This window comes from Mycolicibacterium monacense (assembly GCF_010731575.1).
GTDB classification, from domain to species: Bacteria; Actinomycetota; Actinomycetes; order Mycobacteriales; family Mycobacteriaceae; genus Mycobacterium; species Mycobacterium monacense.
Map to the genome: position 1 here is coordinate 4,286,299 of NZ_AP022617.1, position 13,259 is coordinate 4,299,557.

13 protein-coding genes and 1 riboswitch are annotated in these 13,259 nt (G+C 68.8%); of the genes, 4 read left to right on the top strand and 9 right to left on the bottom strand.

Translation table 11 applies throughout. The features are described from left to right. Position 1: 1 nt before the first annotated feature. The 7 genes from G6N49_RS29285 to thiO all read right to left on the bottom strand — a co-directional run bounded on the left by G6N49_RS29285 (position 2) and on the right by thiO (position 6,540). On the bottom strand, positions 2-1,558 hold the full coding sequence (locus tag G6N49_RS29285) for a YhgE/Pip domain-containing protein (RefSeq protein ID WP_179967774.1): 1,557 nt from the start codon (positions 1,556-1,558) through the stop codon (positions 2-4). Between the two features lie 610 nt (positions 1,559-2,168). Beyond that, positions 2,169-2,909, bottom strand: coding sequence for an ABC transporter permease (locus G6N49_RS20570; protein WP_011557976.1), 741 nt, complete (start codon positions 2,907-2,909; stop codon positions 2,169-2,171). Continuing rightward, complete coding sequence (locus tag G6N49_RS20575; protein WP_011557975.1) at positions 2,909-3,811, bottom strand: ABC transporter ATP-binding protein; 903 nt, start codon at positions 3,809-3,811, stop codon at positions 2,909-2,911. The genes G6N49_RS20570 and G6N49_RS20575 overlap by 1 nt, the downstream gene beginning before the upstream one ends. Further along, on the bottom strand, positions 3,804-4,565 hold the full coding sequence (locus G6N49_RS20580; RefSeq protein WP_234786773.1) for an SGNH/GDSL hydrolase family protein: 762 nt from the start codon (positions 4,563-4,565) through the stop codon (positions 3,804-3,806). The genes G6N49_RS20575 and G6N49_RS20580 overlap by 8 nt, the downstream gene beginning before the upstream one ends. Beyond that, positions 4,562-5,323: a thiazole synthase gene (gene thiG / locus G6N49_RS20585; RefSeq protein WP_011557973.1), complete on the bottom strand. Its 762-nt coding sequence runs from the start codon at positions 5,321-5,323 to the stop codon at positions 4,562-4,564. Before thiG ends, G6N49_RS20580 begins: the two co-directional genes overlap by 4 nt. Further along, positions 5,316-5,513 (bottom strand): sulfur carrier protein ThiS, encoded by a 198-nt coding sequence (thiS, locus tag G6N49_RS20590; protein ID WP_011854478.1) that lies wholly within the window; start codon positions 5,511-5,513, stop codon positions 5,316-5,318. Before thiS ends, thiG begins: the two co-directional genes overlap by 8 nt. Positions 5,514-5,523: 10 nt before the next feature. Continuing rightward, a complete protein-coding gene (thiO, locus tag G6N49_RS20595) occupies positions 5,524-6,540 on the bottom strand; it encodes a glycine oxidase ThiO (protein WP_011557971.1) in 1,017 nt (338 codons plus the stop codon). Beyond that, positions 6,531-6,644: riboswitch (TPP riboswitch) on the bottom strand. It overlaps the preceding gene by 10 nt. 35 nt (positions 6,645-6,679) lie before the next feature. Here thiO and thiE point away from each other — a divergent pair. Then, positions 6,680-7,360, top strand: a complete 681-nt coding sequence (gene thiE / locus G6N49_RS20600; protein WP_064871988.1) for a thiamine phosphate synthase — start codon at positions 6,680-6,682, stop codon at positions 7,358-7,360. Here thiE and G6N49_RS20605 read toward each other — a convergent pair. Next, positions 7,350-7,850, bottom strand: coding sequence for an NUDIX hydrolase (locus tag G6N49_RS20605; RefSeq protein ID WP_041309454.1), 501 nt, complete (start codon positions 7,848-7,850; stop codon positions 7,350-7,352). The genes thiE and G6N49_RS20605 overlap by 11 nt on opposite strands. Positions 7,851-7,982: 132 nt before the next feature. On the opposite strand from G6N49_RS20605, the gene glnX reads away from it, so the two are divergent. Genes glnX through G6N49_RS20620 form a run of 3 tightly spaced genes read left to right on the top strand, consistent with a single transcriptional unit; the run spans position 7,983 to position 12,543 of the window. Then, complete coding sequence (glnX, locus tag G6N49_RS20610) at positions 7,983-9,302, top strand: protein kinase G-activating protein GlnX (RefSeq protein ID WP_011557968.1); 1,320 nt, start codon at positions 7,983-7,985, stop codon at positions 9,300-9,302. Next, positions 9,302-10,264: a glutamate ABC transporter substrate-binding protein gene (locus G6N49_RS20615; protein WP_064871990.1), complete on the top strand. Its 963-nt coding sequence runs from the start codon at positions 9,302-9,304 to the stop codon at positions 10,262-10,264. The genes glnX and G6N49_RS20615 overlap by 1 nt, the downstream gene beginning before the upstream one ends. Further along, positions 10,264-12,543 (top strand): serine/threonine-protein kinase PknG, encoded by a 2,280-nt coding sequence (locus G6N49_RS20620; protein WP_011557966.1) that lies wholly within the window; start codon positions 10,264-10,266, stop codon positions 12,541-12,543. Before G6N49_RS20615 ends, G6N49_RS20620 begins: the two co-directional genes overlap by 1 nt. Here G6N49_RS20620 and G6N49_RS20625 read toward each other — a convergent pair. Continuing rightward, entirely contained in the window at positions 12,540-13,235 is a 696-nt protein-coding gene (locus G6N49_RS20625) for a TylF/MycF/NovP-related O-methyltransferase (protein WP_235679555.1), read from the bottom strand. The two genes, G6N49_RS20620 and G6N49_RS20625, sit on opposite strands and share 4 nt — an antisense overlap. Between the last annotated feature and the right edge of the window lie 24 nt (positions 13,236-13,259).

Consider the following 13,259-nt stretch of genomic DNA (forward strand, 5'->3'; position numbering starts at 1 on the left):
CTTACAGCTCCCACCAACCGTCCCGCCCCACCGGGCCACCACCGAAGAGGACATCGACGAACCGGGAGACGAGATCTTCGAAGAAGTGCACGACCCGCCAGAAGAGATCGGAGAGGAACTTGAAGAAACGAGCGATCGGATTGGGGGTCGGTCGATCAGATGGGTTCGTAGCGTCGACCGCGTCGGTGGAATCTGAGCCGTCGCTGAAATCGAGTGTGGAATCCACGGCATCCAGCGTGGAATCGACTGCGTCGCCGAGGCCGTCGGCCGTCACGTCCACCGTGTCGGTGAGATCAGTGCCGTCGACCACGTCGGTCAGATCCAGACTGTCAGCGGCACCGTCGACCGTGTCGAGCACCCCATCAACCGCGGTGTCGAGGACATCACTCACCCCGTCAGCATCCGAGGCCGCATCCAGCGTGGAATCGACCGTGTCGCCGAGACCGTCGACCGTCACGTCCACCGTGTCGGTGAGATCAGTGCCGTCGACCACGTCGGTCAGATCCAGACTGTCAGCGGCACCGTCGACCGTGTCGAGCACCCCATCAACCGCGGTGTCGAGGACATCACTCACCCCGTCAGCATCCGAGGCCGCATCCAGCGTGGAATCGACCGTGTCGCCGAGACCGTCGACCGTCACGTCCACCGTGTCGGTGAGATCAGTGCCGTCGACCACGTCGGTCAGATCCAGACTGTCAGCGGCACCGTCGACCGTGTCGAGCACCCCATCAACCGCGGTGTCGAGGACATCACTCACCCCGTCAGCATCCGAGGCCGCATCCAGCGTGGAATCGACCGCGTCGCCGAGACCGTCGACCGTCACGTCCACCGTGTCGGTGAGATCAGTGCCGTCGACCACGTCGGTCAGATCCAGACTGTCAGCGGCACCGTCGACCGTGTCGAGCACCCCATCAACCGCGGTGTCGAGGACATCACTCACCCCGTCAGCATCCGAGGCCGCATCCAGCGTGGAGTCGACTGCATCACCCAGCCCGTCGGCAGCCGTATCGACCACGTCGGTCAGGTCAGTGAGATCCGTCGCGTCCGTGAGATCGAGCGCGTCATCCAGGCCGTCTACCGTGGTGTCGAGGGTGTCGGTCACGCCGTCGACCGTGTCGTCAACGGTGTCGAGCACGCCGTCGACGAGGTCGCTGATATCGAGATTGCCGAGGTCCAGCCCTCCGCCGCCTCCGAGATCCAGCAATCCTCTTGTGCCGATCCGAGACCCGGCGTCCGGCTCGTCCGCCGACGGCGACTCGCCGTCCGACGTAGCGGACGAACCACCCTCCGAGCCGGGCGAGCCATCGGACCCGTCGTCACCCTCGTTCTCACCGGCGTCCCCACCCACTGGCGCGAGCGGGACCATTCCAGCGCCGGGTGTGGAAAGTAACTGAACCTCTGGAGATCGGGGCACCTGCGAATAGGCGGTCACCGACAGCGCCATTCCGCCGGCGCAGAGCGCGGTCAGTGTTCGCCGTACCGCCGACGCCGCACTCGTAGCGTCCGACTTGGCTGGAGGAGAGACATTCTTCGGCGGTTGCAGCGAGTGCTTACCCATGTCCCCAACCCCTTCTACGGTGTGGGCCGGCGTCGTTGCCAGTTGCTGGGCCAATCTATGACCGCATTTTCGATCTTGTCAATATTCGCTGCTATTTGCGTAGTACGCACCGGACGCCGCCGCAGAAACTTCCATACGCAAAGTTCTCGATTCGGATGCGCGCGCACACGGTGAACTCAGGCAAATGTCCGCCTTCGACACCCGGCTGACAATGACCCACCGATCATCGGGTCAAGCTGGGATGTAAGCGATCCGCTCATCATGCGGACCGACCGAGGACGAACATCAGCAATCCGAAAGGCTCATACCATAACCTGCCTCACGGCGCGAAGATTTCACAGAAACGCGAGCGAATGAGAACGCCGGAATCATGTCAGAGTCGACATCGTTCATTTGCTGTACCGCGTAGCCATCAACGCGGGCTCGCCTCCGAGCAGATCCGGGCCCGTGCCCAGCAAACGCCCGCGATATCCCTTGCGCAGGCAACGACCAAGGATTTGCTCTTATCGCAAACAACCGGCGGCGCCGCTCCACAGGTGAGGTAACGCGTTCGGACGGCACCAAGCGATCACTGCGGCGTCGGCTGTCGCTGACGGTAGTTTGCCAGCGTCTAGGGGTCGCGGCGGTTGATGTCGACGGCGGCGGCGACGAACACGACGGCCACCACGCCGGTGAAGTACAGCAGCGCGCCCAGCGGTCCCCACCACATGGAGAACGTCTGCACCCACTCCACCTCGGTGAAGGTGTTGACGTTGGCGAACGGCATCAACGGTCCGACCCGCGCACCCACTCGAGGAATCGACCCGAGGAGCGGCTCGATGACGAACGGCAGCAGGAGCAGGATGGCGATGACGCCGGCGCTGTGCCGGATCAAAGTCCCCAGACCGACGGCGAGCACCGCGCCCAGCACCGCGTACAGGCCGATCGCCCCTGCCGTCCGCCACACAGCGAACTCGGTGAACGACAACTCCGCACCCTGTGCCGGGGTGCCCACCAGGCGGACAGCCAGCGCCGACGCCAGCACCATGATCACCGCGCAGATACCTGAGAACACCGCGGTCACAACGGCCTTCGCGGCGAGCACCCGGGTACGCCCCGGCATGGCGAGGAAGGTGGTTCGGATCATGCCGGTGCGGTACTCGCCGGTGACGGTCAGCGCCGAGAGCACCATCAGGACGGGAACCGCGAAGCCCGCCACGCCGATCGCCGCGCGCTCCGGCGCCAGCGGCACCGCGGTGCTGCCGACCGACGCCTGGATCACCGCGAAGCCCAAACTCACCACGACGACGGCGAACAGGGTCCACAGTGGTGAGCGGGTGGTGCGCAGTTTGATCTGCTCGGCGCGCAGCATCAGCGTCGCGCCCGGAAGTCGACGGCTTCGTCGGTCAGCGCCATGTAGGCCTCCTCCAGCGAGGCGCGTTGAATGCTCAACTCGTGCAACGTCGCTCCGGTCCGCGCGGCCAGTTCACCCACCTGCTCGGTGGATGCGCCGTGCACCAGCACGGCGGAATCCTCGACAGTCGTCGACAGTCCCGCGGCGGTCAACGCGTCGCACAACCGGTCGCGGTCCGGTGTCCGCACCCGGACGGTGTCCAGGCCGGCGCGGTTGACGAAATCGCCGACAGTGGTCGCCGCGATCAGCCTGCCGCGTCCGATCACCAGCAACCGGTCCGCGGTCTGGGCCATCTCGGCGAGCAGATGGCTGGACACGAACACGGTGCGGCCCTCGCCGGCGAGGTCGCGCATCAGTGTGCGGATCCACCGAATCCCTTCCGGGTCAAGACCGTTGACCGGTTCGTCGAACAGCAACACCTGCGGGTCGCCGAGCAGCGCGGCCGCGATCCCCAGGCGCTGGGACATCCCCAGCGAGAACGCACCCGCAGGCTTACCCGCGACATCGGCCAGACCGACCATGCCGAGGACTTCGTCGACGCGCTTGTCCGGCAATCTGTTACTGGCGGCGATCCACCGCAGATGCGAACGTGCGGTGCGGTTCGGGTGAACCTGCCGCGCGTCGAGCAGCGCGCCCACCGTTCGCAGGGGGTGCCTGTGCTCGCGGTACGGCCTACCCATCACGGTGGCGGTGCCCGCGCTCGGCCGGTCCAGCCCGAGGATCATCCGCATGGTGGTCGACTTGCCCGCACCGTTGGGGCCGAGGAATCCGGTGACGACGCCCGGTTCGACCGTGCACGTGAGGTCGTCGACGGCACGGACCCGGCCGAATCTCTTGGTCAGGCCGGTCAGCTCAATCATCGCGGGACTCCACCGCGTCGACGATCAGATCCGCCACCGCGCGCATACCGGCGGCGTTGGGGTGCAGGGGCGCAGGCCGGCCCGGCCACGGCAGACCCGGGCCGGTCGTCCACGGTTCGGACGACCACGCGTGGTGCGCGCGGCTGGCCTGCGCGGCCCGGATCCAACCGCACCCCGTGTCGGCGGCGGCCCGGCCGGTCAACCGCTCGAGCGTGTCGGCGATCCGCCGGCCCAGCGCCGCATCGGCGTCCGACAGCGGGGCGACCGGCTCGCCCGGTGGCGGCAGCAAGGTCAGGTAGTCGACGAACAGCACCCGCGCCCGCGGCGCGCGCGCCCGTACCGTGCGAGCGACGCGGTGCAGCGATTCCCCGACCTCGACCAGTGCGCGGTCGCGGGCGGTGGGGTCGAACAGTGTCGACACCGGCGGCAGCCAGCGGACCACCCGCGGGAGCCCCGCGGCCATCAGCATCGGCACGTAGCCGACGTCGTTGCCGCCGATCGTCACCGTCACCAGCGTCTCGGTGCCGTCGAGCGCCAGGAACTGCGGCGGTGTGCCGTGCTGGGGTTCGTCGAGAATGTTGGCGGTGGTGGCCCCCGAGTACGTGACGTCGGTCAGATCGAGGCCGAGGCGTTCGGCCACCAGATGCGCGTAGTTGCGCGCCGACCGACCCGCGCGGAACGGCGCGCCGTCGGCCGGAGGCCGGATGCCCGGCCCCGCCGCCATGGACGAACCGAGCGCCACATAGCGCGTCACAGCGCAGGACTCGACGCCTGCGCCCAGAACCGCTTCGGGATGCGGCCGGCGTGGCGGGCCAGGTGTCCTGCGGTCACGGCGGCGGCCATCGCGGCGGCCATCGCCGGCGGGTCGGCGGCCCGGGTCACCGCACTGGCCAACAACACTGCGTCACAACCCAACTCCATCGCCAGCGCGGCGTCGCTGGCGGTGCCGATACCGGCGTCGAGGATCACCGGCACGTTCGCGGCGTCGACGATCATCTCGATGTGGTGCGGGTTGGCGATCCCCAACCCGGTCCCGATGGGCGACCCCAACGGCATGACCGCGGCACACCCGATGTCCTCCAGCCGCCGGGCGAGCACCGGATCGTCGTTGGTGTACGGCAGCACGGTGAACCCGTCGTCGACGAGTTGTTCTGCGGCACGGACCAGTTCGACGGCATCGGGCAGCAGGGTGCGTTCGTCGGCGATCACCTCGAGCTTCACCCAGTCGGTGCCCAGCGCCTCACGGCCGAGTTGCGCGGTGAGCACCGCCTCGGCGGCACCGCGGCACCCCGCGGTGTTGGGCAGCGGGCTGATCCCGAGGCGGTTCAGCAGTTCCAGCACACCGGTGCCGGTTTCGGCGTCGACGCGGCGCATCGCGACGGTGGTCAGTTCGGTGCCCGACGCCATCAGCGCCTGTTCCAGCACGGCGAGATTGGCCGCCCCGCCGGTGCCGAGGATCAGTCGCGATCCGAATTCCCGTCCCGCGATGGTGAGCTTCGCGGCCTCAGCCACCCTGCACCGCCGTCACCACTTCGACGCGGGCGCCGTCGCGCAGCGGGGTCTCCCACTCCGTCCTCGGCAGCACCGACCAGTCCACCGCCACGGCGATCCCCTTCTCCGGGAACCCCATTCGAGCCACCAGCTGCGCGACCGTGGTCTGCTCGTCGAGGTGGACGTCTTCGTTGTTCACCACGATCTTCATCCGTGACTCCTCATGTCCTGGCTCCCTGTGTCGTCTGCAGTTCGGCGGAGACCCGCTCGGCGGTCCACGGCGCGAGCAGGAAGCCGTTGCGGCCGTGCCCTGCAGCCACCAGTGTGCGCTCGTCGAGCCACTCGACAAGAGGCAACCCGTCGGGCGTCATCGGCCGCAGCCCCGCCGCGCATTCGGCGAACTCGTATTCCCCCAGTGCCGGCATGACCGTGCACGCGTCGTCGAGCAGATCGCGAACCCCGGTCACCGCGGGTGCTGTGTCGCGTCCGTGTTCGTACTGGGTCGCGCCGACGACCACGCCATCGGCGCGCGGCACCAGATACACCTGCCTGCCGTGGACGCGGGCGCGAACCACCCGGCGCGGGGCAGGCATACACCCGCGCCGCCAACGCAGGCGCAGCACCTCCCCTTTCACCGGGCGGATCGGCAGCCCGGGCCACAACGTCGGTGCGTCGACGCCGTTGGCGAGCACCCGCAGGTCCACGTCGTCGACGGCAGCCAGATCGTCGACCGGCGGCGCCCACCGCACCCCGAGCCGGGTGCAGTGCGCCTCCAACGCATCCACGACGGCGCGGTTGTCGACGGCCAGTTCGGTGTCGGCGACGAACCCGTGCCGGATGCCCTGCGCCAGCAGCGGTTCGATGTCACGGGCCGCCGTCGTGAACGTGACCGGGTGGCCCTGGACGGCCAGCCATTCACCGACGGTCTTGAGATCGGCGGCGTCGGCCCGGTCCACGGCCACCACCAGTGACTCCCGGGCGGTCACCACCTCGTCGGGCAGTCCCTCGAGGAAGCCGCCATGCCACAGCCGCAGCGAATCCAGCCCGATGCGCAGCAGTTCGTGTTCCCCCGGCCAGCCCTCGCTGTGCGGGGCGAGCATCCCGCCTGCCACCCATGACGCGCCCTTGGCGGGGCTGCGGTGCACCCGCACCGACCAACCGTCGAGCGCGGCGCGGCGCGCGACCGACAGGCCGATGACCCCGCCGCCGATGACGGCGAGGGTGCTGTCCGGTGGCATAGCCCTCCCTTCGCCGGCATGACCCGGATCAGGTCCGACGGTAAGGGCCGGATCGTCTGGCCCACTCTCAGTCCCGCTGTCCCGGGACTCCCGTGTCGGCCATCAACCCTACCCGCGGCCGAGGCGCTACCGTCGCCGTGTGCGTGAACCCCTCGACCCGCTCGGCCCAGCCCTTGCGCAAGCCTCGCTGTACCTGTGCACAGACGCCCGCCGCGAACGCGGCGACCTCGCCGAATTCGCCGACGCGGCGCTCGCGGGCGGCGTCGACCTGATCCAGCTGCGGGACAAGGGGTCGGCAGGCGAACGACGGTTCGGCCCACTCGAGGCGCGCGAGGAACTGGCCGCGCTCGAAATCCTCGCCGAAGCCGCCCGCCGCCACGGCGCACTGTTGGCGGTCAACGACCGCGCCGATATCGCGCTGGCCGCCGGCGCCGACGTCCTGCACCTCGGTCAGGACGACCTGCCGCTGCCCGTGGCCCGCCGGATCATCGGTCCACGCCCGCTGATCGGGCGGTCCACCCACGACAGCGCCCAGGTCGCCGCGGCAGTGGCCGAGGAGGTCGACTACTTCTGCGTCGGGCCGTGCTGGCCGACGCCGACCAAACCCGGACGCGAGGCCCCCGGGCTCGGCCTGGTTCGCGAGGCCGCTTCGCGGGCAACAGAGAAACCGTGGTTCGCCATCGGCGGTATCGACGAGGCGCGGCTGCCCGAGGTGCTCGACGCCGGCGCCCGCCGCATCGTCGTGGTCCGCGCGATCACGGCGGCCGACGATCCGAAGGCGGCGGCTCGCCGGCTGAAGGATGCGCTCGTCAGTCGCTGACCAGCAGCGGAAAAGCCGCGGTGACGGTCCGCAGTCGGTCCCAGCTGGCGGCGAAACCCGGGTGCAGCGGCAGGGAGTCGACGTCCTCCTCGGCGACCCAGCGCAGTTCGGCGCTCTCCCGGTTGGGCACGGTGTGCAGCAGTGCGGGCGCGTCGGCGATCACCGTGGTGTAGGTCCACGACGCGCCACCGGAGCCGACGACCTCGGCGGTGACCACCGTGGTCCGCACGGTCAGCTGCTCGACCGAGAGCCCCGCTTCCTCGTGCGCCTCGCGTACGGCGGCCTGTTCGGGTGTCTCGTGGCTGTCGCGGGCGCCGCCCGGCAGGCCCCACGTCCCGCCCTGATGGCTCCAGGGCGCGCGGTGCTGCAACAACACTGCGGCCGAACCGTCGGACTGCGGTGCACGCAGCAGCAGGCCGGCGGCACCGTGCCTGCCCCAGTAGCGGCCGCCGCCCTCGGAGAACACCCAGCCGTCACCGTCGCCACGCACCCGTACAGGATAGGGCGCACCCAACCTGTACGGCTCCGCTCGATTGGGCGCGAGCCGTGACAGAACCTCTTAGGATTCTTTTATAGAGTCGGACGGTCGGGAAGTTGCCGGAGAGATGAGGACCGCGCGCAGGTGACTGTGGAGTTGGCGCATCCCTCGACCGAGCCGCTGGCGTCCCGGTCGCCGACCACTCCCGCCCATCCGCGCTGGTTCTTCCTGTGGACCACGCCGGGCCGCATTCTGACCATCGGCATCGTGCTCGCCGCTCTCGCGATCGCCAGCGCCTTCGCCACATCGACGACGATCAACGACCGCCAGCGGGCGCTCACCACCGTCCTCAACCACACCGAACCCCTGTCGTTCGCCGCCGGTGAGTTGTACAGCCGGCTCTCGGTCGCCGATGCCGCCGCCGCGACGGCGTTCATCGCCGGCACCGAACCGCGCGACGTGCGCCAGCGCTATGAACAGGCGATCACCGACGCCGCGGTCGCTCTGACGCGGGCCTCGAGTGGGCTGACCGACGAGGAGCTGGTTCAGTTGCTCGGCCGGATCAACGCCGAACTCGCGGTGTACACCGGACTGGTGGAGACGGCGCGGACCAACAACCGGGCGGGCAACCCGGTCGGCTCGTCCTACCTGTCCGAGGCGTCGTCGCTGATGCAGACCAAGATCCTGCCCGACGCCGAGCGGCTCTACGAGCGCACCTCGGCGCAGGTCGATCAGGAGACCGGCGCATCCACCCGCATCCCGGCGCCGGTCATCCTCGTGGTGCTCGCGACGCTGCTGTTCGGTCTGTTCGCCAACCGCTGGCTGGCCCGGCGCACCCGGCGGCGGGTGAACATCGGCTTCGTCGCGGGCGGTCTGGCGGTGTTGATCATGGTGTTGTGGGTCGGTACCGCGCTGACGATCTCGACCACCGACAGCCGCAGCGCCAGGGGCGCAGGCGCCGAATCGCTCAAGACGATCACCACCCTGGCCATCACCGCGCAGCAGGCCCGCGCCGACGAGACGCTCGCGCTGATCCGCCGCGGCGACGAGGAGGTCCGCAAACAGTCCTACTACCAGCGAATCGACGGTATGCAGAAGAAGCTGGCGGACTACCTCGCGCGGGAGGACGCGATCGACAGCACCGACCTGGTCGCCGCCGAGGACCTGCTGGCCCGGTGGCGGGCGGCCGACGACCGCATCAACGCCTACATCGCGGTCGGCAACTACCAGGCCGCCACCCAGGTCGCGCTCGGCACAGGCGAGGACGATTCCACCCCGGCGTTCGACAAGCTCAACGATGCGCTGACCAAGGCGATCGAGCAGAGCCGGAGCCAGCTGCGCAACGACATCCTCAACGCCCGGCGGGTGCTGTCGGGTGCGACGGCGGGCGCCGCGGCGCTCAGCGTGATCGCGGCGGTGGCGGTGGCGCTGGGCTTGTGGCCACGACTGAGTGAGTACCGGTGATGAAGAGGCTGCTCGCGTTGCTCAGTGCCACGGTTCTGGTGCTGGCGGGTTGTGGCCAGGCGGCGTCGGTGGTGCCGACACCCGGGGTGACGCTCGCGCCGCCCACCCCGGCGGGGATGGAGGAACTTCCACCCGAACAGGCGCGGCTGCCGATACCCGAGACCGACGACTGCAACCGCCGGGCGAGCCTGCGGCCCTTCCCCACCCGCGCCGAGGCCGACGCCGCGGTGGCGTACATCCGCGAACGCGGCAGGCTCATCGTCGGACTGGACATCGGCAGCAATCTGTTCTCCTTCCGCGATCCGATCACCGGCGACATCACCGGGTTCGACGTCGACATCGCCGGTGAGATCGCCCGGGACATCTTCGGCAGCCCCGCCCAGGTGGACTACCGGATCCTGTCGTCGGCCGACCGGATCGTCGCGCTGCAGAACAATCAGGTGGACGTCGTCGTGAAGACCATGACGATCACGTGTGAGCGCAAGAAGAAGGTCGGCTTCTCCACGGTGTACCTCAACGCCGACCAGCGGATCCTGGCGCCACGGGATTCGGCGATCACGCGGGCCGCGGACCTGTCGGGCCGTCGGGTGTGTGTGGTGAAGGGGACGACGTCGCTGCGGCGGGTCCAGCAGATCAGCCCCCCGCCGATCATCGTGTCCACCGTGACGTGGGCGGACTGCCTGGTGGCGTTGCAGCAGCGGCAGGTCGACGCGGTCAGCACCGACGACGCGATCCTGGCGGGGCTCGTGGCGCAGGACCCCTATCTGCACATCGTCGGGCCGAGTATGAACCAGGAGCCCTACGGGATCGGGGTGAACCTGGAGAACACCGGGTTGGTGCGGTTCGTCAACGGGACGCTGCAGCGCATCCGCAACGACGGCACCTGGTATGCGCTGTACCGCAAGTGGTTGACGGTGCTGGGTCCCGCACCCGCACCGCCGGTGGCGAGGTACGTGGACTGATGGCTGCCTCCGACCACGACCTCGACCCCGCCGTCGACGACGAACCCGGCACCCAGCCGGCGAGCCTCGACGATCTCGATCTGGATTCGGCGTCGACCGTACGGCCGATGGCGACCCAGGCGGTGTTCCGCCCCGACTTCGACGACTCCGACAGCATCAGCGTGCACACCGGGGACACCGAACCCCAGGACCACGCCACCACGGCGATCCGGACGCTGTCGCCGGTCCGCAGGCTCGGCGGCGGGCTGGTCGAGATCCCGCGGGTGCCCGCCAAGGATCCGCTCGAAGCGCTGATGACCAACCCGGTGGTCGCCGAGAACAAGCGCTTCTGCTGGAACTGCGGGCGACCGGTCGGGCGTTCGACGTCGGACGGCAAGGCGCTCTCGGAAGGCTGGTGCCCGCACTGCGGCAGCCAGTATTCGTTTCTGCCGCAGCTCAATCCGGGTGACATGGTCGCAGACCAGTACGAGATCAAGGGCTGCATCGCCCACGGCGGGCTCGGCTGGGTGTATTTGGCGTTCGACCACAACGTCAACGAACGGCCGGTGGTGCTCAAGGGTCTGGTGCACTCCGGCGACGCCGAGGCCCAGGCCATCGCGATGGCGGAGCGGCAGTTCCTCGCCGAGGTGACGCATCCGGGGATCGTGAAGATCTACAACTTCGTCGAGCACGAGGACAAGCACGGCAACCCCGTCGGCTACATCGTGATGGAGTACGTCGGCGGAACGTCACTCAAACAGGCCAGGGGGCAACGGCTTCCGGTCGCCCAGGCCATCGGCTACATGCTGGAGATCCTGCCGGCGCTGGGCTACCTGCACTCGCTGGGACTGACCTACAACGACCTCAAACCCGAGAACATCATGCTGACCGAGGATCAAGTCAAGCTGATCGACCTGGGTGCGGTCTCGACGATCAACTCGTTCGGCTACCTGTACGGCACGCCGGGATACCAGGCTCCGGAGATCGTGCGGACGGGTCCGACCGTGCAGAGCGACATCTACACCGTCGGCCGGACGCTGGCGGCCTTGACGCTCGAACTGCGCACGCGCAAGGGCCGTTACGTCGAGGGGTTGCCCGAGGACGATCCGGTGCTCGCGCAGTACGACTCGTTCGGGCGGTTGCTGCGCCGCGCGATCGACCCGGACCCGCGGCGCCGGTTCGCCAGTTCCGAGGAGATGTCGTCGCAGCTGCTGGGTGTGCTGCGTGAGGTGGTGGCCCGCGACACCGGTGTGCCGAGATCCGGCCTGTCGACGGTGTTCTCACCCACCCGGTCGACGTTCGGCATCGACCTGCTGGTCGCGCACACCGACGTCTACGTCGACGGCCAGGTGCACTCGGAGAAGTTGACCGCCCAGGAGATCGTCAGGGCGCTGCCCGTACCGCTGGTGGATCCGACCGACGTCGGCGCCGCCGTGCTCTCGGCGAGCGTGCTCAGCGAACCGGTGCAGACCCTCGATCAGTTGCGGGCCGCCCGGCACGGCTCATTGGACTCCGAGGGCATCGACCTGTCGGAGTCCGTCGAATTGCCGCTCATGGAGGCGCGAGCACTGCTCGATCTCGGCGACGTCGCGAAGGCCACCCGCAAGCTCGACGACCTGGCCACGCGCGTCGGCTGGCGGTGGCGGCTGGTGTGGTTCCGCGCGGTCGCCGAATTGCTTTCGGCCGATTACGAGTCGGCGACAAAGCATTTCACCGAGGTGCTCGACACGGTGCCCGGTGAGCTGGCGCCGAAGCTGGCGTTGGCGGCCACCGCCGAACTCGCCGGCTCCGACCTCGACCACGCACCGTCGCGCAAGTTCTACGAGACGGTGTGGGGTACCGACCACGGCATCATCTCGGCGGGGTTCGGGTTGGCACGGGCGCTGTCCGCCGAGGGTGACCGCAACGGAGCCGTGCGCACACTCGACGAAGTCCCTGCCACCTCACGCCATTTCACCACCGCCCGGTTGACCAGTGCGGTGACGCTGCTGTCGGGCCGCTCGTCGAATGAGATCACCGAACAGCAGATCCGCGATGCCGCCCGCCGGGTGGAGGCGCTGCCCGACACCGAACCGCGGGTGCTGCAGATCCGGGCGCTGGTGCTCGGCACGGCGATGGACTGGCTGGTCGACAACTCGGCGAACACCAACCACATCCTGGGTTTCCCGTTCACCGAATACGGATTACAGCTCGGCGTCGAGGCGTCGCTACGCGCGCTGGCCCGCGTCGCGCCCACGCAGGCGCACCGCTACGCGCTGATCGACCTGGCGAACAGCGTGCGCCCGATGAGCACGTTCTAGGCTCCCGGCTTGTAGACCAGCACCCGGTGCCCGGCATCGCGCTCCACGCTGAATCCGGAATGGGCGGCGACGTGCTCGTCGGTCGCCTTCTTCGCCCCGCCATAGTCGGAGTAGTCGTCCAGAATCACCCGCGCACCCGGTGACAACCACGGGGTCAACCGCTCGAGGCACAGCTTCACCGGGTCGTACCAGTCGCAGTCGATGTGCGCCAACGCGACCGGCCACTGTGGGTCGAGGGTGTCCTCGAACAGACCCTTGTGGAGGTGGATCCGGTCGCCGGTGGGCACCCCGTACCTGGCGAACGAGTCGGACACCCGGTCGAACAAATCGTCCACGTAGCCGTAGTACGTCTCCCCGCCGAGCCCCTCCGAACGGCCCGACGCGATCACCTCATACCGATCGTGAGCCTTCGCGGGGTCGTTCGGCCCCGGCGGCGGAATCATCGCGAACACGTCATAGCCGTGAAACGGTCGGTCCGGCAACTCGGTGGCCAACATGATGCCCGAGCCTCCGAGCGCCAGGCCGCATTCGATGACGCACCCCGGCACCTCCCGCACCGCTTCTGCAGCACGCGAGAGGCTGCGCAGCTTTTGGTATCCGAGATATGTGAGCTTGTCGCGCCGGATCCGTCGTTGCAGCGGGTTCGCCGCGACCGCTTGAAGTACCTGCATCACGACGGGCACTCCGCCCACCCGGTGATCCCCCCGAATACCATC